Here is a 21,106-nt window from a genome sequence, read left to right as displayed (position 1 = left end):
CCACGCTCAAGGGAAGCGAGCCGTGGCGCGCTCGGCGGCGTAGGTCGCCTCGAGGCGCCCCGGGTCGGCGTGGGACACCAGGACCACGGAGCCGCCGCGCGCGAGCGGCTCCGCGAAGGAGGCGACTCCCGGTGGGGAAGCCGGGTTCGCCTCCGTGAGGAGACGGCCGCCGTCGGTGAGGAGACTCCCGGCGGCGGCCGTTCGCCACAGCTCGGCCTGGGTCACCCCCGGCAGCGCCAGGTCGTCGGGGCCCGGCGGGTCCCAGGCGGTGAAGGCATCCGGCTGCGACCAGACCTCGATCCCGACGTCGTGCACGCCGGCCGGCAGCGGCTCGCTGAACCGCACTCCCATCGGCAGCAACGAGCAGGCCAGCACCGGGAGCTCGGCGGCGTGCGGGCCCCAGGTCGCGAGCCCCTCGGGTCCGCAGACCACCGCGTCGGCGTGGTCGGCCGTGGTGACGACCAGGCCCACGGTCCACGCGGCGCCGAGGAAGACCGGGCCGAGCCAGTGCGTGGGCAGGTCGAGGTGCAGTCCCTGCCCGCGCTCCAGGTCGTGCTCCTCGGCGAGCAGCGACGCGGCCTTCGCCACCCAGTTGGCGTACGTCGTCACCGACAGCTCGACCCGCTCGCCGGTGGCGTGGTCGTAGTAGGTGACCAGGGGGCGGCCGGGGTCCTTGCCGAGCAGCGAGCCGAGCAGCGTGGTGAAGGTCGTCACCGGGCCACCCTAGGAGGGCGCCGGTCGGCCGCGGGCGCCACCTATGCTGCGCCCATGGCAGCCAACAGGTCGATCGACAACTTCTGGGCCGTGATCCCCGCGGGGGGCGCCGGCACCCGTCTCTGGCCGCTGTCCCGCGCCGGCGCGCCGAAGTTCCTGCACGACCTGACCGGCAGCGGGATGTCGCTGCTGCAGGAGACCTGGGCGCGGCTCGCCCCGTTGGCCGAGGAGCGCTTCGTGGTCGTGACCGGTCGGGCGCACCGGGCGGCGGTCACCGAGCAGCTGCCCTCGCTCGGCCCCGGTGCCGTGCTCGCCGAGCCGTCGCCACGCGACTCGATGGCGGCGATCGGTCTCGCCGCCGCCCTGCTCGAGCGGGACGACCCGGACGCCGTCATGGGGTCCTTCGCCGCCGACCACGTGATCGCGGACCACGAGGCCTTCTCGGAGTCGGTGCGCGTCGCCGTCGACGCCGCCCGCGCGGACTGGCTGGTCACGCTGGGCATCGAGCCGACGTTCCCCTCCTCGGCGTTCGGCTACATCCACCTCGGCGAGGACCTCCCCGGCGTGACCGGCGCCCGCGCGGTCCGGGCCTTCGTGGAGAAGCCGTCGACCGACGTGGCCGAGGGCTACCTCGCCACCGGCGCCTACCGGTGGAACGCCGGCATGTTCGTCGTACGCCCCGGGGTGCTGCTGGACCTGCTGGCCCGCTGGCACCCGGAGTTCGCGGCCGCGCTGCGCGCCATCGCCGCGGACGTGTCCCTGCTCGAGGAGCTGTGGCCGACGCTGCCGAAGATCGCGCTGGACCACGCGATCGCGGAGCCGGCCGCCGAGGCGGGCCGGGTCGCGGTCGTGCCGGCGTCGTTCGCGTGGGACGACGTGGGCGACTTCGACTCGCTGGCCGGGCTGCTCGACCGCAGCGGTGCGGGCACGACGGTGCTGGGGGACAGCTCGCTGGTGCGGGTCTTCGAGTCCAGCGGCCTCGTCGTGCCGCGCTCGGGCCGGGTCGTGGCGGTCGTGGGCCTCGACGACGTCGTCGTGGTCGACACCCCCGACGCCCTGCTGGTCACCACCAGGGAGCGGGCGCAGCAGGTCAAGGAGATCGTGGCGGGCCTGCGGGACGCGGACCGCCACGACCTCACATAGCGCCGGGCTCGGGGGAGTCGGTGTAGGGGTAGTCGAGCATGAAGGACTTCAGCGCCGCCCCGGAGACGTCCGAGCAGTACTGGAAGACGCCGACCTGCTGCTTCGGGTCGCTGCCACCCGAGCCGCCGGCCGACCAGTGCGTGAGGGCGACGTGGGCGCCGTCGGGGAAGGCCTTGCCGCCCTCGTCCTTCGACTCCCACGGGGCTGCGATGAACTTGTCGCGGAAGTTGGACGTCCCGGTGAACTTGTCGGAGATGCCGTTGAGCTCGTCCATCGCCCCGCTGTCGTCGGCGATCGTCTGGTCGTACCAGAGGATCGTGTACCCGTGCTCGAGGTTGTGCACCAGGGACTCCAGCTCGGGACGGTCGCCGTCGGTGTAGAGCTTGCGCTCCATCGGCGCGGGCGCCAGGCCGGCCTCGTTCCAGTGCGGGCCGAACGCCGGCGGCGCGGTGGTGTACTGCACGCTCTGGCCGGTCGGGACGTGGTCCTGGTTGCCGTCCGCCTTCTGGGTGGTGACCTTCTGGCACGCCGAGGCGGGGGCGCCGATGCTGGCCAGGTCCTTGTTCTTGAACTGGCGGACGTCCCACCAGTCCTTGATCGGCTTGAAGGCCGCGGCCCCCACGATCAGGACCGCGATGACGACGCAGACCAGGACGATGGCCAGGCCGCGCCGGTGCTCGTCGCCCTTCTGCTTCTTGCGGATCTGGTCGATGACCGCCTGGCGGTCGGACTTGGCGGGCTTCTTGGCCACGGTTGGGCTACCTCGTCTGGTGCGGGCGTTGTGCGGGGTCGGCTGTTCGACGGCAGAGTCTACGGACTGGCCGGGCGCAACCGGACCGGACCGGCGGATTCGCCGGCGCCGGGCTGCGCGGAGCGCTCCCAGCCGTGCGCGAAGGCCAGCGCGGCGACGACGGGGACGGCGGCCGCGTCGCACACCACCTCCAGCCCGTCGGTCCCGTCCGTGGTCGCCGCGGCGGCCGGGCCCAGCACCGTGCGGACCGCGTCCGCGAGCTCGTCCGCGGGGGCCGCGGCTCCGAACGGGGCGCGGTCCGCCGGGTCGCCGCGCAGCGCGCGCAGCACGGCCTCGCGGGCGCCGTACCCGAACAGGTCGGCCCCCTCGGTCCGGACCAGGGCCCGCGCGCCCGCACCGTCGTCGCCGACCGGGAGCACCAGGTCGGCGCGCCCGCGGACGACGGCGAACGGCCGGCCGCCGAGCTTGCCCTGCGCCAGCTCGGCCATGCCGGCGATCTCGTCCGCGACTGCCGGCGCGGTCACTGCCAGCGGGTTGCCGTGGGCGTCCTCGCGCCCGGCGAAGTCCTCGAGCACGACCAGCCCGGCGGCGCCGACCGCCAGGTCGGTCTGCCCCTCCCGCCACGCCCGTCCGGCGGTGTCGGTGACGACCACGCCGACGTTCACCCCCGCCTCGGCGCGGACGGCCCCGCGCAGCCGCCGCGCGGACGCGTCGGGGTCCTCGGGCAGCAGCACGACCGTGCCGGCCTCGACGTTCGAGCCGTCGATCCCGGCTGCCGCCATCGTCAGGCCGTGCCGGGTGCGCACGATCGTGGTGGGGCCACGGCGGGCGACCACGCGGGCGGTCTCCCCGGGCAGGGCCTCCTCCCGGGTGCCGCGCCGCACCCGCCCCTCCGACTTGCTGACGACCTTGCTGGTGACCACCACGACGTCACCGTCGCGCAGCTCGACCAGCGGGAGCAGCAGGGCGGCCAGGTCGTCGCCGGGCCGGACCTCCGGTACACCGTCGGGCGCGAGGACGCTGACCCGCCGCCCGGACGGCAGGCCGTCGGGAACGGCGCTCATCCGGCCACGAGGCCCACGGCCGCGGCGGCCATGCCGGCGGTGGCGTCGAGGTCGGTCATCATCAGGGGTACGGCGCGGCACGCGACGCCGGCGTCGGTGAGCCGTGACACCTGGTCGGCGTCCCGCTCGTCGACGAGCCAGCCGTCGAGCACGCCGCCGTCCCTGCGGGGACCGTAGTGCAGGCCGACGCCGGCCGCGCTCACCTCCACGCCGATCGAGGTCAGCATCTGCTCGGCCATGCCGCGGACGTGGCTGCCGCCGACGATGGGGGAGAGGCCCACGACCGGCGCCCGGGTCGCGGCGAGCGCCTCGCGCACCCGGGGGACGCCGAGAATGGTGCCGACCGAGACCACCGGGTTGGACGGCGGCAGCACGACGAGGTCGGCGTCGGTGATCGCGTCGATGACCCCGGGCCCGGGGGTGGACTCCTCGAGCCCGACGAACAGCACCGCCTCGGCGGGGACCTGGGCCCGCAGCCGCACCCAGTACTCCTGGAAGTGCACCACGCGCCTGCCGCTGGGCGAGTCGGGGTCGGCGATCGCGACGTGCGTCTCCACCCGGTCGTCGGTCATCGGCAGCAGCCGCACGCCCGGGCCCGGCCCGGTGCCGAGCCAGCGGCGGCACAGCGCCTCGGTCACCTGGGAGAGCGGGTAGCCGGCGTCCAGCATCTGGGTGCGGACCAGGTGCGTGGCGATGTCGCGGTCACCGAGGCCGAACCAGGTCGGCTCCACGCCGTACTCCGCGAGCTCGGCCTTGACGCTCCAGGTCTCCTCGCGGCGGCCCCAGCCGCGCTCGAGGTCGATCCCGTCGCCGAGGGTGTACATGACGGTGTCGAGATCCGGGCACACCTTGAGCCCGTGCACCCACAGGTCGTCCGCGGTGTTGGCGACGACGGTGACGGAGGCGTCCGGCGCCACCCCGGGGAGGCGGCCGGACGTGATGCCGTGGAGGAGACCCCGGAGGAAGCGGGCGCCGCCCATTCCGCCGGAGAGGACCGTGATGTGGCGCATGTGCCTATCTTTGCGCACGGGGCCATTGGTCCCGTGAGCAATAGTCCGATCGGGTGGTTGCGCTCTATAGCAGACCCGCGCTTGACTTCAGGTGTACGACAGGCATGTAATTCCCACAGTGTTCTTCGCAGGTTGTCCCGGGTCGATCCGATAGGGGCGGCTCCCGCGAAGAGGATGCGGGATGGGTGCAGTACCGGGTCGAAAGGCGATGGGCGTGAGAGAACTTTTTCTCCTCGACGGGGACGCCGAACAAGCGGGGTGGCAGGAGCGTGCACTGTGCGCGCAGACGGACCCCGAGGCGTTCTTCCCCGAAAAGGGAGGTTCGACGAGGGAGGCCAAGAAGGTCTGCCTGACATGTGAGGTGCGGGACGAGTGTCTCGAGTCCGCACTGATGAACGACGAGCGCTTCGGCATCTGGGGAGGGCTCTCCGAGAGAGAGCGCCGCAAGCTGAAGAAGCGCGCAGTCTGAGTCGGGTGAGTGGCGCGCCCCGGTGACGGGGCGCACACGCACGGCTGTCCGGGGACCCCCGGCGGGGCCTCGGCCCAGGACCGGACCGTTAGTGTTCTCGGTCGTGCACACGACGGTCGCCGCGCTGCTGGTCAGCCACGACGGAGAGCGCTGGCTCCCCGCGGTGATCTCGGGACTCCAGAGCCAGTCAGCACCGGTCGACCGCGTCGTCGCGGTCGACACGGGCAGCAAGGACGGCAGCGCGGACCTTCTCGAGTCCGCCTTCGGAGAGGTCCTGCGGACCCCCGGGTCCACCTCCTTCCCCGCCGCCGTCGGGCTCGGGCTCGAGCAGCTCGCCGCGTCGGGTGCGGACTGCGAGTGGGTGTGGATCCTCCACGACGACGCGAACCCCGAGCCGGACGCGCTCGCGGCGCTCCTGGCTGCGGCCGAGGAGCACCCGGACGCCGACGTGCTGGGCCCCAAGCTGCGCGAGTGGCCGTCGCTCAAGCGCCTGCTCGAGCTGGGGATCACCATCTCCGGCACCGGCCGGCGCGAGACCGGCCTCGAGCGCGGGGAGTACGACCAGGGCCAGCACGACGAGGTCCGCACCGTCCTCGCGGTGAACACCGCCGGCATGCTGGTGCGCCGTCGGGTCCTCGAGGAGCTCGGTGGCTTCGACGACCAGCTCCCCATCTTCGGCAACGACGTCGACTTCGGCTGGCGTGCCGCGGCCGCCGGCCACCGCACCCTGGTCGTGCCGCAGGCGGTGGTCTTCCACGCCGAGGCGGCGCACCGGGGGATCCGACGCACCCCGCTGACCGGGCGGCACACCCACTACCAGGAGCGCCGCGCCGCGCTCTACACGCTGCTCGCGAACTCTAGCGCCCGTCAGCTGCCGTTCCAGCTGCTCCGGCTGGGAGTCGGGACCATCCTGAGGATGGTCGGCTTCCTGCTGGTCCGGTCCGTCGGCGAGGCGCTCGACGAGCTCGCGGCCCTGGTCTCGCTCTACTCGCGACCGCGCGAGATCCTCGCGGCCCGCCGGGCCCGCCAGCGCAGGCAGGTGGTCACGCCCGCCGACGTACGCCCACTCCTGGCGCCGCCCTGGCTGCCCTACCGCCACGGCCTCGACTTCCTCGGTGACCTGCTCTCCGCCGCGACCAACCAGGCCCAGGACGTGGCCGAGCGTCGTCGCGCGGCGAAGGCCGAGGCCCAGCCGCAGGCGGCGGCGCGCAGGCCCGCGCGCCAGTCCGAGGAGGACATGCTCACCGAGGACACCGGTCTGGTGGCCAGGTTCCTCACCAACCCCGTGGCGCTGGTGATCTCGGTGTTCGTGGTGCTCGCCCTCGTCGGCGCGCGCTCGGCCTTCGACTCGCTCGCCGGGGGCGGCCTGTCGCCCGTCCCGCAGGGCGGCACCGGTGACTGGTGGCGGCTGTACGCCGAGTCCTGGCACCCGCTGGGCCAGGGCACCGACGTCCCGACTCCTCCCTACGTGCTCCCGTTCGCGGTGCTGGCCTCGCTGCTGGGCAGCCCCTCGGCGGTGGTCACCGCGATCTTCGTGCTGGTGGTGCCCCTGGGGCTGTGGGGAGCGTGGCGCTTCCTGCGGGTCACCGGTCGCCTCGCCTCGCCCGCGGGCGCGCCGCGCTGGCTGCTGCTGTGGGGCGCGACGACGTACGCCCTCGTCCCGGTCGTCAGCGGGGCGTGGGGCGACGGCCGCTTCGCGACGGTGATCGTGGCCGCCCTGCTGCCCTGGCTGGCCCACGCGGCGCTCGGGTTCGCCGACCCCGAGGCCGACCGCCGCTGGCGTGCGGCCTGGCGGACCGCGCTGCTGCTCGCCCTCGGCACGGCCTTCGCGCCCGGCCTCTGGTTCTTCGCGCTGCTGCTCGGCCTGATCGTGACCGCGGCCGCGACCGTCGTGGTGCGCGGTGCGGTCCGCGACCGGTCGGCCTGGGGCCCGCCCGCCGCCGCCCTGGGGGCCGTGCCCCTGCTGCTGTCGCCGTGGTGGATCCCCGCGCTGCTGCACGGCGCCGGGGAGGCGCTCCTCCTCGAGGCGGGCCGGCTGCCGGTGGCGACGGTCGAGACGCTCGACCTGCTCGCCGGCCGCATGGGTGACCTCGGCGCGCCCTCGTGGCTCGGCCTCGTGCTCGCGGTCCTCGCCGTGCTGGCCATGATCCCGCGCGCCACCCGGATCCCGGTGCTGGTCTGCTGGATCGTGGCGGCGGTGGCCGCGGTGACGGCGGCCGCCATCGGTGCCGTCACCCTCGACCTGTCCGCCACCTCCACCCACGCCGGCCTCGGCTTCCTGGTCGTGGTCCTCCAGGGTGCTTTCGTCGTGGCCGCGTCCCTCGGCGCGCAGTCGCTCGTCGACCCCGGCGCCACCGGTGTCCCGATGTGGCGCCGCGGCGTCGCGGCCGCCCTGATCGCGGTGGCCGCCCTGGTGCCGGTCCTGGGCCTCGGCTGGTTCGTCGTGGGCGGGCACGACCGGCTCGACGAGACCGCCGGGGAGGGCATCCCCGCCTACATGGTGCAGAGCTCGATGACCGGCGACGCCCACGGGATCCTGGTGATCCGGGGCGACGTCGACCACGGGCTGACCTACTCGGTGCGCCGCGGTGACGGCGTGACCCTGGGTGAGGACGAGATCATCGACCTTTCCGCCGAGGACACCGGGTTCACCCGGTCGGTGCGGGTCCTGGCCTCCCGGCCCACCCCGCAGGTGGTGGATGCGCTGGCCGATGCCGGCATCGAGTACGTCGTGCTGCCGGCGCCCGCCGACGGTGACGTGGCCTCCGCCCTCGACGCCACCGGTGGGCTGGTCCAGGCCAGTGCCGAGAACCGCTCGACGCGGGCCTGGCAGGTCGACCGGCCGCTCGACGCCGCGGCCGTGGACGGTCCCCGGTCGTGGCTCCGGATCGCCCTGCTGGTCCTGCAGGGAGTCGCGATCGTGGTGATCGCCGTGCTGTGCGTGCCGACCAGTGAGCGGAGGCGGCGCTGATGAGCCAGACGACCCCGGGACGCCGCCTGTCCGGCCGTCGCGTCCGCCTCGACACCACCACGGTGCTCGCGGTGCTGCTGCCGCTCGTCACGGTGGGGGCGCTGCTGCTCGTCCGCGGCGGCGGCGACTCGGTCGCCGAGCCGCACCCGCCGACGAGGACCAGTCTCAAGAGCGCCACGATCGTGTGCCCGTCCGCGCTCCCGGGTTCGCCCGCGGCGTACCTCTCGACCGTCGGTGACGGCGCCCGTGGCGAGGTCGAGGTCCGCGCCGGCTCCGAGAAGGACACCGCCCGTCTCCAGGAGGGTCGGGTGACCACGGTCCGCCCCGGCACCGGACCGGTGGCGGTCGACGGTGAGGACGACCTCGCGGCCGGGCTCCTCGGCGCGCGCTTCGGCGGCGCCCAGCTCGCGTCCACCGCGTGCCCGGCGACCAGCCCGCACCAGTGGTTCACCGGGGTCGGCGCTGCGGTGCGGCACGACTCGGTCCTGGAGGTGGTCAACCCCGACGCGGGTCGGGCGGTCGCCGACGTCACCGTGTACGCCGGCACCGGCGCGGTCGACGTACCGCGGCTGCGCGGCGTGTCCGTGCCCGGCCACAGCAGCGTCCGGCTCGACCTCGGCGCGGTGGCCCCGCGGCGCGGCGAGCTCGCGCTGCAGGTGGTCACCTCCCGTGGCCGGCTGGCCTACTCGGTGCTGGACAGCTCCGACGAGCTCGGCCGCGGCCAGGCCAGCCAGGACTGGCTGCCGGGTCAGGCCGACCCGGCCACCGACAACCTCGTCCTCGGGCTCGCCGGTGGCGCGGGCAGCCGTCTCCTCACGCTCGCCAACGGTGGCGATGACGAGGTGCGCGCGCAGGTCAAGTTCGTCAGCGAGGACTCCGTGTTCGCCCCCGAGGGCCTCGACGAGGTCCGGGTGCCACCGCAGGGCGTGGCCCGGCTCTCGCTCACCGACGCGCTCCAGTCCGCCGTCGCGGACGGCGTGGTCGGGCTCGAGGTCACCTCCACCCAGCCGGTCACCGCGACGCTGCGCTCGTTCGTCGACGGTGACCTCTCACACGCGGTCGGTGCGCCGCCGATCCGGCACGGCGCCTCGGCGATCGTGCCGACGGGCGCCAAGCGGGTGGTGCTCGCGGGTGCCCGGAGCGTCGGCGCCGTCACCGTGGTGTCCCGTTCCGCCAGCGGCGAGGAGCTGGACCGGACCCGCGCCGACCTGCGGCCCGGCCGAGGCGCCGTCGTGACCGTGCCCCCGCGGGCCACCCTGGTGTCGGTGGTCCCCCAGAACACCAGCGTCACCGGGTCCGTGATCGTCTCCGGCCGGGGAGCCGCGGTGGTGCCGCTCGTCGACCCGGTCCTGAGCGGGCTGGTCCCGGACGTCCGGCCCGGGCTGTCGTAGCCCTCAGTCGTCGTCGGACTCGTACCTCGGGTCCACCAGCTCGGCGTCGATGCCCAGCAGCTCGGCGACCTGCTCGACCACGACGGTGAGCACCATGGCCTCGAGGTCGGTGCGGGTCTCGCACCGGTGCTCGATGGGGCGGCGGAAGAGGACCAGGCGGGTGGGGTCCGCGCCGGAGCCCCGGATGAGCGAGGAGAGCGGCACCGTCCCCGAGTCCCAGTCGTCGGGGATCTGCGGCGCGTCCTCGACGGCGTACTCCACCAGGCCGAGGCGGTCCTGCCAGCGGTCGTCGATGTCGGTCACGATGCCCAGCGCGAGGTCGTCGAAGCGCTCCCGCGCGGTCCGGAGCTCGGGCCGGCGGGGGTCGCGGGGGACCACGGCCGGCCCGCGCATGCCCCGTCCACGACGGTCCCGGCGCCGGTGTGACGGGGTCGGGCGAGAGCTGGCGTCGTCCACACCGCGAGCCTAATCGGGGCCGGGCTCGGCGGCGGGTACCGTCTCCCGCGTGAGTCCCGTCCGCCGCTGTTCGCGTACCGCCTGTGGCCGTCCCGCGGTCAACACGCTGACGTACGTCTACGCCGACCAGACGGCGGTGCTCGGCCCGCTCGCGACGTACGCCGAGCCCCACGCCTACGACCTCTGCGAGCTGCACAGCGAGCGGCTCTCGGCCCCACGGGGGTGGGAGGTGCTGCGCCTGGCTCCCGACCCGGCAGCCCAGGGCCCCTCCAGCGACGACCTCCTCGCCCTCGCCGATGCGGTGCGCGAGGCGGCCCGGCCGACGCCCCCTCCGGCGCGCCCGACGCCGGCGGAGGAGACCGGCCGCGAGGTCGGTCGGCGCGGGCACCTGCGGGTGCTGAGCACCGACTGAACCGTCGCAGCCCGGTCGACCGTTAGGCTCCGGCCATGCGCCGCGCTCTGGATCCCGCCAACCTCGACGCCGTCTTCAAGGCGTACGACGTGCGTGGTGTCGTGCCCGACCAGCTCGACGAGGAGCTCTCCCGGGCCACCGGGCGTGCCTACGTCGAGGTGCTCGGCGCCGACACCGTCGTCGTCGGTCACGACATGAGGCCCAGCTCGCCGGGCATGGCCGGAGCCTTCGCCGACGGCGCCGCCGAGGCGGGCGCCGACGTCGTGCTGGTCGGGCTCGCCTCCACCGACCAGCTCTACTTCGCCTCCGGCCACCTCGGGCACCCGGGGGCGATGTTCACCGCCAGCCACAACCCGGCCCAGTACAACGGCATCAAGATGTGCCGCGCCGGGGCGCAGCCGGTCGGCCTGGACACCGGCCTCGCCGAGATCCGGGACGCCGTCGCCGCCGGCAGCACCGCCACCAGCACCCGCCAGGGCACGATCACCAGCCACGACGTGCTCGAGGCGTACGCCGCGCACCTGCTCACGCTCGTGCCGATCGAGGGGCGCCGGCTCAAGGTCGTCGTCGACGCGGGCAACGGGATGGCCGGGCACACGGCTCCTGCGGTGTTCGGGCGGCTCGGCGAGGACCGGGTCGAGGTGGTGCCGATGTACTTCGAGCTCGACGGCACGTTCCCGAACCACGAGGCCAACCCGATCGACCCGGACAACCTCGTCGACCTCCAGAAGCGCGTGCTCTCCGAGGGCGCGGACGTCGGCCTGGCCTTCGACGGCGACGCGGACCGCTGCTTCCTCGTCGACGAGCGCGGCGCGGCCGTCTCGCCGTCCACGCTCACCGCCCTCATCGCCGCCCGTGAGCTCGCCAAGGAGCCCGGGGCGACGGTGATCCACAACCTGATCACCAGCCGGGCCGTGCCCGAGATCGTCACCGAGCTCGGCGGGAAGCCGGTCCGCACCCGCGTCGGCCATTCGTTCATCAAGGCCAGGATGGCCGAGACCGACGCGATCTTCGGCGGCGAGCACAGCGGCCACTTCTACTTCCGGGACTTCTGGCGGGCGGACTCGGGCATGCTCGCCGCGCTCCACGCGCTCGCCGCCCTGGCCGAGACCGACCGCACCCTCTCGGACCTGCTGGGCGACTACGAGCGCTACGTCGTCAGTGGCGAGATCAACTCGACCGTCGCCGACCAGGGAGCCGTGGTGGCGGAGATCGAGGAGGCCTACGGCCGCCTCGACGGCGTGACCACCGACCGGCTCGACGGGCTCACCGTGACCCACCCCGACTGGTGGTTCAACGTGCGGCCCTCCAACACCGAACCCCTGCTCAGGCTCAACGCCGAAGGTCGTGACCAGGCCACGATGGTCGAGGTCCGCGACGCCGTCCTCGCGATCATCAGGAGAGAACGCCCATGAACATCGATCCCGCGCTGCTGGCGATCATCGTCTGCCCGAAGTGCCGCGCCGCTCTCGAGCCGACCGGCGAGGAGCTGGTGTGCACCGGCTGCGGCCTGGCCTACCCGGTCCGCGACGACATCCCCGTGCTGCTGGTCGACGAGGCCCGCAAGCCGGCCTGACCGGACCGCGGAGGCAGTCATGGCGACCTGGTTCGACGAGTCCCGCCTCGACGACGAGGCAGTGTTGTCCACGCACGACGCCGCGCTGCGGCCGTTGGCCGAGGCGGGCGCCCGGGTGCGCCACGAGTCGATCGACGCCTCGGCCGCGGCAGCCGAGGCCGTGGCCCGGAGCCAGGACCTCTCCCGGCCGCGCGCGGTGATCGCCGCCGGCCCGGACTCCCGGCTGCTGCGGGCCGTGCTCGAGCCCTGGTGCCCGGTGCCGTTCGTGGCCTGGCCGGGTCCGATGCTGCCCGGCTGGGCCGGGAGCCTGGACCTCGTGGTGGTGCTGGCGCCCGACGGCGCCGACACCGGGACGGCGTCCGCGGTGGCCGAGGCCGTGCGTCGTGGCTGCCAGGTCGTCGTCGCGTGCCCGCCGGGCTCGCTCGTCGCCGACCACGCCGCCGGCCGGTGGGTCACGTTGCTGCCGACGGTGACCCGCGACCAGCTCGCCACCGCCGTGGTGATGCTGGAGTACCTCGACCGGGTCGGGCTCGGACCGCGTGCCGACGCCGAGGTGGTCGCCGAGGCACTGGACGCGGTCGCGATCGCGTGCTCGCCGCACCGCGACCTCGCGGTGAACCCGGCCAAGATGCTGGCCATCGCGCTCGCCGACAGCACGCCACTGGTCTGGGGCGGGTCGGTCCTCGCGGCCCGGGCCGCCCGGCGCGTGGCCGAGTCGATCCGTCGGGCCAGCGGGCGTACGGCGCTGGCCGGGGACGCCGAGCACCTGCTGCCCGTCCTCGAGGCCACCAGGGCCCGGGACGTCTTCGACGACCCGTTCGCCGAGGGCGTGAGCGACCTGCGACCGATGCTGCTCGTGCTCGACGACGGCACCGAGGACCCGGTCCTGCGCGACCAGCGGAGCCGCCTGGACGCGGCCGCGGCCGCGTGCGGCGTGCGCGTGGAGACGGTGACCACCGACGCTGCCACCGAGGTCGCCCGCTACGCCTCCCTGCTGCTCAGCGGCACCTACGCCGCGGAGTACCTCCGGCTGGGGCTCGTGGAGGACTAACTCCCTCGGGTCGTGGGTAGGTTCTCGAGGTGGCTTCCCCGACCAGCACCGCAGCCCCGCGCGTGAGAGACCCGTGGTTCGACAACGCCAAGATGGCGCTGGTCACGCTGGTGGTCGTCGGTCACTCGTGGACGCTGCTGTCGCACGACGTCGTCGACGACCACCTCTACGACTTCCTCTACGCCTGGCACGTGCCGGCGTTCGTCTTCGTCACCGGCTACCTCTCACGCTCCTTCGCGTGGACCTCGACGCGGATGTGGGGGCTCTTCAAGGGCGTGGTGGTGCCGTACCTGGTCTTCGAGCTGGCCCTGGCGCTCTTCCGCATCTACGTGGGCGGTGAGGAGCTCTCGAATCTCTTCCAGGACCCGCACTGGCCGATGTGGTACCTCTCGGCCCTCTTCTTCTGGCGGCTGCTGACCCCGGTCTTCAAGCCGATGCGGGGCGGGCTGGCGGTGGCCGTCGTCATCAGCATCGTCGCCGGCCTGCGGGCGGGCGACACGCTCGACATGGCGCGGATCCTCGGGCTGCTGCCCTTCTTCGTGATGGGCCTCAAGGCGACCCCCGAGCGGCTGGAGCTGCTCCGCCGGGCGCCGGCCCGGGTCGCCGGTGCCGTGGTGCTGGTGGCGATCCTCGTGCTCGCCACGTGGACCGACACCTGGGCGCAGACCGAGTGGCTCTACTACCGCTCGACCTACGGCGAGCTCGACGTCAGCGACAGCCGGGCGTTCCTGACCCGCGCGGTGCTGCTGCTCATCGGGACCCTCGGGGCGTGGGCGTTCCTCGCGGTGGTGCCGCGCCGGGGTGGCTGGTTCACCCGGATGGGCGCCTGGACCCTGGTCGTCTACCTCTTCCACGGCTTCGTGGTGAAGTCCTTGTACTACGCCGGCTACCCCGACTGGGCGGAGGGCCATCCCGTGGTGTCGCTGGTCGTGACCACGCTCGGGGCGGTCGGACTGGCGCTGCTGCTCGCCTGGACCCCCCTGGCCCGCCGGCTGGACCTGGCGGTCGACCCGTTCGGGTCGGCCGAGCACCGGGTCAGCCACGCCGTCGCACTCACCGCCGTCAGCGCCGAGGTGGCCGCGGGGGAGGCCCCCGAGGTCGTCGCCGCGGTCGAGAGCGCCGAGGCCGTCGCCACGTCGGAGGGACAGCTGACCAGATAGCCTTCCGCGCATGTCTGCAGAGGGTGGAACCAAGGCGGTCGTCGCAGCGCTGATGGCCAACCTGGGGATCGCGGTGACGAAGTTCGTCGCGTTCTTCCTGACCGGGGTGAGCTCGATGCTCGCGGAGGCGATCCACTCGGTGGCCGACTCGGGCAACCAGGTGCTGCTGCTGCTCGGCGGGAAGAAGGCCCAGAGGGACGCCACCCCGCAGCACCCCTTCGGCTACGGCCGCGAGCGGTACATCTACTCGTTCATCGTCGCGATCGTGCTGTTCAGCGTCGGTGGCCTGTTCGCGCTCTACGAGGCGTACCACAAGTACCACGAGATCCACGCCGCCCACGGTCACCCGGCCGACTCGATCCTCGACAGCCGCTGGTGGTGGGTGCCGCCGCTGGTGCTCGGCATCGCGATCGTGCTCGAGGGCTTCTCCTTCCGCACCGCGATCCGGGAGACCAACAAGATCAAGGGCAGCGCGTCGTTCCCGCAGTTCATCCGCCGGGCCAAGCAGCCCGAGCTGCCGGTGATCCTGCTGGAGGACTTCGCGGCCCTGGTCGGCCTGGCGTTCGCGTTCGTGGCCGTCGTGCTCTCGCTGGTCACCGAGAACCTCTACTACGACGTCGTCGGCACCGCGCTGATCGGCCTGCTGCTGGTGGCGGTGGCGGTCGTGCTCGGGCTGGAGACCAAGAGCCTGCTGCTCGGGGAGTCGGCCAGCGTCCCGGCGCAGCGCCGCATCGCGGAGGCCCTCGAGGCCACCCCCGGGGTGGAACGGATCATCCACATGAAGACGATGCACCTCGGGCCCGAGGAGCTCCTGGTCGCCGCCAAGATCGCCGTACCGACGGGGGCTTCCTCCGACCAGGTCGCCGACGCCATCGACCAGGCGGAGGAGGCGGTGCGCGCCGTCGAGCCCACCGCGCAGGTCATCTACCTCGAACCGGACATCTACCGCAGCGACTACGTGCCCGCCGAGCGCCCGGAGCCCCCCGCCGCTGCGGGGCACTGATCCCCGAAGTGAGGTAGCCCGATCCGTGTTCGTTGCGGAAGGCGTCGAGGATTGTTGGTCTGACCCGGTGTCGTTCTAATCTCGAAGGCACAGCCACGAGCCACACCCGGACACAGGGGGCAGTTGATGGACTACAAGGTCGCCGACCTCAGCCAGGCCGACTACGGCCGCACCGAGATCCAGCTCGCCGAGCACGAGATGCCGGGCCTGATGGCCATGCGCGCCCGCTACGGCGACTCCAAGCCGCTCTCCGGTGCGCGGATCGCCGGGTCGCTGCACATGACGATCCAGACCGCCGTGCTGATCGAGACGCTGGTCGCCCTCGGCGCCGAGGTGCGCTGGGCCTCCTGCAACATCTTCTCCACCCAGGACCACGCGGCGGCCGCGGTCGCGGTCGGCCCGAACGGCACCGCCGAGGACCCCCAGGGCATCCCCGTCTTCGCCTGGAAGGGCGAGACGCTCGAGGAGTACTGGTGGTGCACCCAGCAGATCCTGCAGTGGCCCGAGGGCAAGTTCGCCAACATGATCCTCGACGACGGCGGCGACGCCACCCTGCTCGTGCACCTCGGTGTCGAGGCCGAGAAGACCGGCCAGGCCCCCGACCCGGCGACGGCCAAGAGCCACGAGCAGAAGGTCATCTTCGAGGTGCTGCAGGCCTCGCTCGCCGAGAGCAGTGACCGCTGGACCAAGATCGCCAACGAGATCCGCGGCGTGACCGAGGAGACCACCACCGGTGTCCACCGGCTCTACGACATGATGAAGGAAGGCTCGCTGCTCTTCCCCGCCATCAACGTCAACGACTCGGTGACGAAGTCGAAGTTCGACAACAAGTACGGCTGCCGCCACTCGCTCATCGACGGCATCAACCGCGCCACCGACGTCCTGATCGGCGGCAAGGTCGCGGTCGTCTGCGGCTACGGCGACGTCGGCAAGGGCTGCGCCGAGTCGCTGCGCGGCCAGGGCGCCCGGGTCATCGTGACCGAGATCGACCCGATCTGCGCGCTGCAGGCGGCGATGGACGGCTACCAGGTCTCCACCCTCGACGACGTCCTCGACGTCGCCGACATCATCATCACCGCCACCGGCAACAAGGACGTCGTCACCGTCGACCAGATGGCCAACATGAAGCACCAGGCGATCCTGGGCAACATCGGCCACTTCGACAACGAGATCGACATGGCCGGCCTCGAGTCGTACGACGGTGTCGTGCGCAAGACGGTCAAGCCCCAGGTCGACGTGTGGACCTTCCCGAAGGGGAACTCCATCATCGTGCTGTCCGAGGGACGCCTCATGAACCTCGGCAACGCGACCGGCCACCCGTCGTTCGTGATGTCGAACTCCTTCACCAACCAGGTGCTCGCCCAGGTGGAGCTCTTCACCAAGCCGGAGGAGTACCCCGTGGGCGTCTACGTGCTGCCCAAGCACCTCGACGAGGAGGTCGCCCGCCTGCACCTCGGCTCGCTCGGCGTGAAGCTGACGACGCTCACCGACGACCAGGCGTCGTACCTCGGCGTGGACGTCGCCGGGCCCTACAAGTCCGACGAGTACCGATACTGACCGACGCTCCCGGGCCGCTGTCCGGGACCTCGACGAGGCCGCCCGGGACCGTCCGGGCGGCCTCGTCGCCTCTCTCCCCACATTCCGGACACCCGACTGGCAAGATTGAGCCATGACGCAGCCCGCTGGCCCGCCGGCCGAGAACGCCTGGAAGGGGCGCATCCTGGTCGTCGACGACGACGCCTCCCTCGCGGAGATGCTCACCATCGTGCTGCGTCAGGAGGGATTCGACAGCCGGATGTGCACCCGCGGTGACCTCGCCATGGACGAGTTCCGCGACTACAAGCCCGACCTCGTGCTGCTCGACCTGATGCTGCCCGGCAAGGACGGCATCGACGTGTGCAAGGAGATCCGGGCCGAGTCCGGGGTGCCGATCGTGATGCTGACCGCCAAGGGCGACACGGTCGACGTGGTGGTCGGCCTGGAGTCCGGCGCCGACGACTACGTGGTGAAGCCGTTCAAGCCCAAGGAGCTGGTCGCGCGCATCCGGGCCCGGGTCCGCCGCTACGACACACCGGCGCAGGAGTCGCTGTCGATCGGTGACCTGACGATCGACGTCGCCGGTCACTCGGTCACCCGGCGCGGTGTCCAGATCAGCCTCACGCCCCTGGAGTTCGACCTGCTCGTCTGCCTGGCCCGCAAGCCCTGGCAGGTGTTCACCCGCGAGGTCCTCCTGGAGCAGGTGTGGGGCTACCGGCACGCCGCCGACACCCGGCTCGTGAACGTGCACGTGCAGCGGCTGCGCTCCAAGGTCGAGCACGACCCCGAGAATCCCGAGATCGTCGTGACCGTGCGGGGCGTGGGGTACAAGGCCGGAAACGCCTGAGTCCGTGTCATCCGGCGCCCTCCCCTCGCGCAGCCTCCCGGCGGGCCTCCGGCGAGGCCTCACCTTCTGGCGCCGGTCGATCCAGGCGCGCGTGGTGGCCAGCACCGTCGTGCTGTCGGCCGTGGTGGTCAGCATCGTGGGCTGGTTCCTGCTGCAGCAGACGCGCGAGGGCCTGCTGGACCACCGGGTGACCGCGGTGGTCGCCGAGGCCAACAACGAGACCACCGAGGCGCGGACGCGACTCGTGGCCGCACCCGGCACCGACATCGACTCCGCCTCGCAGCAGCGCGACCTGGTGGAGCCGATCATCCAGCGCGGCGCGACCCGCGGCTTCAGTGTCGTGCTCGCCGGCCCGGTGGGGGACACCGGCGGCCGGATCGAGGACGGCGGCGCGGAGTCCACGCCGGGCCTGGACACCTCCAGCGTGCCGGCCTCGCTGGAAGCGCACTTCGACGAGCTCGCGCCCACCGCCTGGACCTACACCCGGATCCGCAGCGCCGACGCCGAAGGGGTTACCCGGGTGCAGCCCGGGATCGTGGTGGGGTCCCAGGTCAAGCTGCCGTCGGACGGCGCGACGTACACGCTCTACTACCTCTTCCCGCTCGACGAGGAGCAGGAGACGCTGGCGCTGGTGACCCGGGCGCTGCTGACCGCGGCCATCCTGCTGCTGGTGCTCGTGGCCGGCATGACCTGGCTCGTCACGCGCCAGGTGGTGACCCCGATCCGGATGGCGCGCCGGGTCGCCGAGCGACTGGCGGCCGGCCAGCTCCAGGAGCGGCTGCAGGTCTCCGGTGAGGACGACCTGGCCCGCCTCGCCACCTCCTTCAACCAGATGGCGAGCAACCTCCAGCGCCAGATCCGCCAGCTCGAGGAGCTCAGCCGGGTGCAGCGCCGCTTCGTCTCCGACGTCTCCCACGAGCTGCGCACCCCGCTGACGACCGTGCGGATGGCCAGCGACGTGCTGCACGACGCCCGCCACGGCTTCGACCCGGCCGCCGGCCGTGCCGCGGAGCTGCTGCAGACCGAGCTGGACCGCTTCGAGATGCTGCTGGTGGACCTGCTCGAGATCAGCCGCTTCGACGCGGGGGCCGCGGTGCTCGAGGCAGAGGACGTCAACCTCGTCGACGTCGCCCACCGGGTCGTCGAGACGACCAGGGCGCTCGCCGACCAGCGCGGCGTGGGCGTCGTGGTGCGCACCCCCGACTACCCCTGCCTGGCCGAGGCCGACGTACGACGCGTGGAGCGGATCGTCCGCAACCTCGTCACCAACGCGATCGACCATGCCGAGACCAGCGGCCGGGGCGCGGAGATCGTGGTCCAGGTTGCCGGCGACGAGCACTCCGCGGCGATCGCGGTCCGCGACTACGGCGTCGGGCTGGCTCCGGGGGAGGCCGCCATGGTCTTCAACCGCTTCTGGCGCGCCGACCCGGCCCGGGCCCGCACGAGTGGCGGGACCGGCCTGGGTCTGTCGATCTCGCTGGAGGACACCCACCTGCACGGCGGCTGGCTGCAGGCCTGGGGCCGCCCCGGCCAGGGCGCGCAGTTCCGCCTCACGCTGCCCCGGCGCGCGGGGGTCCCGCTGCGCCAGAGCCCGCTGCCGCTGGTGCCCGTCGACGCCGAGGAGACCGTCTCGTGAACCGCCGTCGCGCCGGCTTCGCCGCCGTGCTCCTGCTCGCGCTGGCGCTCGCCGTGTCCGGCTGCGTCCGGCTGCCCCAGAGCGGCCCCGTGGTCGAGACGAAGTCCGGAGGAGCGCTCGACGACGAGCCCGGGATCTTCATCGACCCCCGGCCGCCGCAGCAGGGCGCGTCCGCCCCGGAGATCGTGAAGGGGTTCCTCGACGCGATGACCGCGACCCCGATCCAGACCAACGTGGCCAAGCAGTTCCTGACCAAGGACGCCCAGGCCTCGTGGAATCCGGAGAGCCGCACCATCACCTACGCCGACGCCTCCCCGCCGCGCCCGCGCGGCGGCGCCTCCCGGGTGTCGGTGACCCTGACCGGCGCCGACCAGCTCGACGCCCGCGGCGCCTGGCGCGGCCGGCTGCCGCACTCCGACCAGGTCGTCGAGTTCCCGATGACGATGGAGAACGGCGAGTACCGCATCGCGCAGGCGCCCAACGCCCTGATCGTCCCGGAGTCCTGGTTCGAGCAGCGGTTCCGCGAGGTGTCGCTCTACTTCTTCGACCCGACCGCGCAGATCCTGGTGCCCGAGCCGGTGTTCGTGCCGCGGGGCGAGCAGCTGGCCACCACGCTGATCAGGGGCCTGCTGCGTGGCCCCAACCCGGGCCTCGAGCGGGTCTCCCGCAGCTTCATCCCGTCCGGCCTCACCTTCGGCCTCTCGGTGCCGGTCTCGGCCGACGGCGTCGCGGACATCTCCCTGAAGGGGGAGGCGGGTCCGCAGACGACCCAGGCGATCGAGCTGATGCTCGCCCAGTTCGCGTGGACGTTGCGCCAGGAGCCGGCGATCCGGGCGCTGCGCGTGTCGATCGGCGGGCAGCAGATCCAGCTCCCGGGCGGCGTGAGCGAGGTCAGCGTCGACCAGGGAGCGGCGTACGACCCGACCGGCTTCCAGGCCAGCTCGCTGCTCTACGGCCTGCGCACCGGCCGGCTGGTCTCCGGGAACGCCGGAGCGCTGGACGCGGTCGACGGGCCGTTCGGGGAGCGGCCCTACGGCGTCCGGTCGATCGGGGTCAACCTCGATGCGACAGAGGCGGCCGCGGTCTCACGCGACGGCCGCACGGTCCTGCTGGGGCCGGTCCGGGGACCGGCCGCGGACGTGCGGCAGGTGGTCAGCGGCGCCGCCGACCTGCTCCGGCCGGCGTGGGACTTCGGCGACCGGCTGTGGCTGGTGGACCGGACGTCGCAGGGCGCCCGGGTCTCCTACGTCGAGCGCGACCGCCCGACGATCGTCGACGTGCCGGGGGTGAGCGGCCGGTCGGTCCACAGCTTCCTGGTCTCCCGCGACGGGTCCCGGCTGGTCGCCGTGGTCCACCGCAACAGCGGCGACACCCTGATGGTCAGCCGGATCCGGCACGACGACCAGGGCAGGGTGCTGGGCGCGACCGAGGCCCAGCGGATCTCGTGGGAGGGCGCGGGCCGGCTCCGGATCCGCGACCTCGGCTGGCTGAACCCGACCACCATCGCCGTGCTGCACGTGCTGACCGGCGAGCTCTCCCAGGTGCGCACGATCTCCGTGGACGGGTCGCCGCCCGGCCTCGACAGCCTGGCCACCACGCTGCGCGGCAGGGTGCTCTCGCTGGCCGGCTCGCCGGTCGACGCCGAGAGCCTGTACGCCGTCACGCGGTCCAACCTGATCGACCTCTCCAACTCCGACGGAGGCAACGCCACGCTCGACCCGGGCGTGACCTCGCTCGGGTACGTCGGCTGATATGTAGGGATCTCCTGTCAAGGGGCAGGGTGAGGCGCCGTCGCGACTGGTTGTCGTGGCGGCGCCTCTGTTCTGGCGTGGGGTCGGTGCGGGTTCAGCGTGTCTGCGACGCGCGGTCGATGCTGATATGCGCGGGTTGGTTACCGCATGACGGCGTTCGGCAGG

At 73.0% G+C, this 21,106-nt stretch carries 19 protein-coding genes; 14 read left to right on the top strand and 5 right to left on the bottom strand.

The window, feature by feature from the left end; all coding sequences use genetic code 11:
• Positions 1-6: 6 nt before the first annotated feature.
• The gene (locus tag ABD268_RS00095; protein WP_344145708.1) at positions 7-714 is read right to left on the bottom strand and encodes a TIGR03089 family protein; all 708 of its coding nucleotides are present in this window, start codon (positions 712-714) and stop codon (positions 7-9) included.
• Positions 715-768: 54 nt separating this feature from the next.
• On the opposite strand from ABD268_RS00095, the gene ABD268_RS00090 reads away from it, so the two are divergent.
• Positions 769-1,857, top strand: a complete 1,089-nt coding sequence (locus ABD268_RS00090) for a mannose-1-phosphate guanylyltransferase (RefSeq protein WP_344145705.1) — start codon at positions 769-771, stop codon at positions 1,855-1,857.
• On the opposite strand, the gene ABD268_RS00085 is transcribed toward ABD268_RS00090, so the two are convergent.
• From ABD268_RS00085 to cofD, 3 genes are read right to left on the bottom strand one after another with little or no spacing between them, the layout of a single operon-like run.
• Positions 1,850-2,608 carry a DUF3105 domain-containing protein gene (locus ABD268_RS00085; protein ID WP_344145702.1) on the bottom strand — a complete coding sequence of 253 codons (759 nt, stop codon included), beginning with the start codon at positions 2,606-2,608 and terminating at the stop codon, positions 1,850-1,852. The genes ABD268_RS00090 and ABD268_RS00085 overlap by 8 nt on opposite strands.
• A 59-nt stretch (positions 2,609-2,667) precedes the next feature.
• Positions 2,668-3,672, bottom strand: a complete 1,005-nt coding sequence (gene cofE, locus ABD268_RS00080) for a coenzyme F420-0:L-glutamate ligase (protein ID WP_344145699.1) — start codon at positions 3,670-3,672, stop codon at positions 2,668-2,670.
• On the bottom strand, positions 3,669-4,682 hold the full coding sequence (cofD, locus tag ABD268_RS00075; RefSeq protein ID WP_344145696.1) for a 2-phospho-L-lactate transferase: 1,014 nt from the start codon (positions 4,680-4,682) through the stop codon (positions 3,669-3,671). The genes cofE and cofD overlap by 4 nt, the downstream gene beginning before the upstream one ends.
• A 208-nt stretch (positions 4,683-4,890) precedes the next feature.
• Between cofD and ABD268_RS00070 the strand changes: the two genes are divergently transcribed.
• The 3 genes from ABD268_RS00070 (at position 4,891) to ABD268_RS00060 (ending at position 9,513) form a co-directional block, all read left to right on the top strand.
• Complete coding sequence (locus tag ABD268_RS00070) at positions 4,891-5,151, top strand: WhiB family transcriptional regulator (protein ID WP_425573670.1); 261 nt, start codon at positions 4,891-4,893, stop codon at positions 5,149-5,151.
• A gap of 103 nt (positions 5,152-5,254) precedes the next feature.
• The gene (locus ABD268_RS00065; RefSeq protein WP_344145693.1) at positions 5,255-8,122 is read left to right on the top strand and encodes a glycosyltransferase; all 2,868 of its coding nucleotides are present in this window, start codon (positions 5,255-5,257) and stop codon (positions 8,120-8,122) included.
• Entirely contained in the window at positions 8,122-9,513 is a 1,392-nt protein-coding gene (locus ABD268_RS00060) for a DUF5719 family protein (protein WP_344145690.1), read from the top strand. The genes ABD268_RS00065 and ABD268_RS00060 overlap by 1 nt, the downstream gene beginning before the upstream one ends.
• Before the next feature lie 3 nt (positions 9,514-9,516).
• Here ABD268_RS00060 and ABD268_RS00055 read toward each other — a convergent pair whose 3' ends face one another.
• On the bottom strand, positions 9,517-9,906 hold the full coding sequence (locus ABD268_RS00055) for a metallopeptidase family protein (protein WP_344145687.1): 390 nt from the start codon (positions 9,904-9,906) through the stop codon (positions 9,517-9,519).
• Positions 9,907-10,018: 112 nt separating this feature from the next.
• On the opposite strand from ABD268_RS00055, the gene ABD268_RS00050 reads away from it, so the two are divergent.
• The 10 genes from ABD268_RS00050 to ABD268_RS00005 all read left to right on the top strand — a co-directional run bounded on the left by ABD268_RS00050 (position 10,019) and on the right by ABD268_RS00005 (position 20,941).
• Positions 10,019-10,381: a DUF3499 domain-containing protein gene (locus tag ABD268_RS00050; RefSeq protein ID WP_344145684.1), complete on the top strand. Its 363-nt coding sequence runs from the start codon at positions 10,019-10,021 to the stop codon at positions 10,379-10,381.
• Between the two features lie 35 nt (positions 10,382-10,416).
• A complete protein-coding gene (locus tag ABD268_RS00045) occupies positions 10,417-11,796 on the top strand; it encodes a phosphomannomutase/phosphoglucomutase (RefSeq protein ID WP_344145681.1) in 1,380 nt (459 codons plus the stop codon).
• Positions 11,793-11,957, top strand: coding sequence for a Trm112 family protein (locus ABD268_RS00040; RefSeq protein WP_344145678.1), 165 nt, complete (start codon positions 11,793-11,795; stop codon positions 11,955-11,957). Before ABD268_RS00045 ends, ABD268_RS00040 begins: the two co-directional genes overlap by 4 nt.
• A gap of 19 nt (positions 11,958-11,976) precedes the next feature.
• On the top strand, positions 11,977-13,008 hold the full coding sequence (locus tag ABD268_RS00035) for an SIS domain-containing protein (protein WP_344145675.1): 1,032 nt from the start codon (positions 11,977-11,979) through the stop codon (positions 13,006-13,008).
• Between the two features lie 29 nt (positions 13,009-13,037).
• Entirely contained in the window at positions 13,038-14,168 is a 1,131-nt protein-coding gene (locus tag ABD268_RS00030; RefSeq protein ID WP_344145672.1) for an acyltransferase family protein, read from the top strand.
• A gap of 10 nt (positions 14,169-14,178) precedes the next feature.
• Positions 14,179-15,171, top strand: a complete 993-nt coding sequence (locus tag ABD268_RS00025; protein WP_344145669.1) for a cation diffusion facilitator family transporter — start codon at positions 14,179-14,181, stop codon at positions 15,169-15,171.
• A gap of 126 nt (positions 15,172-15,297) precedes the next feature.
• Positions 15,298-16,728, top strand: a complete 1,431-nt coding sequence (gene ahcY / locus ABD268_RS00020; RefSeq protein WP_344145666.1) for an adenosylhomocysteinase — start codon at positions 15,298-15,300, stop codon at positions 16,726-16,728.
• Positions 16,729-16,840: 112 nt separating this feature from the next.
• Positions 16,841-17,554, top strand: coding sequence for an MtrAB system response regulator MtrA (gene mtrA, locus ABD268_RS00015; protein WP_344145663.1), 714 nt, complete (start codon positions 16,841-16,843; stop codon positions 17,552-17,554).
• 4 nt (positions 17,555-17,558) lie between these two features.
• Entirely contained in the window at positions 17,559-19,190 is a 1,632-nt protein-coding gene (mtrB, locus tag ABD268_RS00010) for an MtrAB system histidine kinase MtrB (protein ID WP_344145660.1), read from the top strand.
• Positions 19,187-20,941, top strand: a complete 1,755-nt coding sequence (locus tag ABD268_RS00005) for an LpqB family beta-propeller domain-containing protein (protein WP_344145657.1) — start codon at positions 19,187-19,189, stop codon at positions 20,939-20,941. The genes mtrB and ABD268_RS00005 overlap by 4 nt, the downstream gene beginning before the upstream one ends.
• Positions 20,942-21,106 lie beyond the last annotated feature (165 nt).

The organism is Nocardioides koreensis, from assembly GCF_039531775.1.
Taxonomy (GTDB): domain Bacteria; phylum Actinomycetota; class Actinomycetes; order Propionibacteriales; family Nocardioidaceae; genus Nocardioides; species Nocardioides koreensis.
The sequence above is the reverse complement of the archived record's forward strand: the minus strand, read 5'-3'. Positions and strand labels throughout refer to the sequence as shown.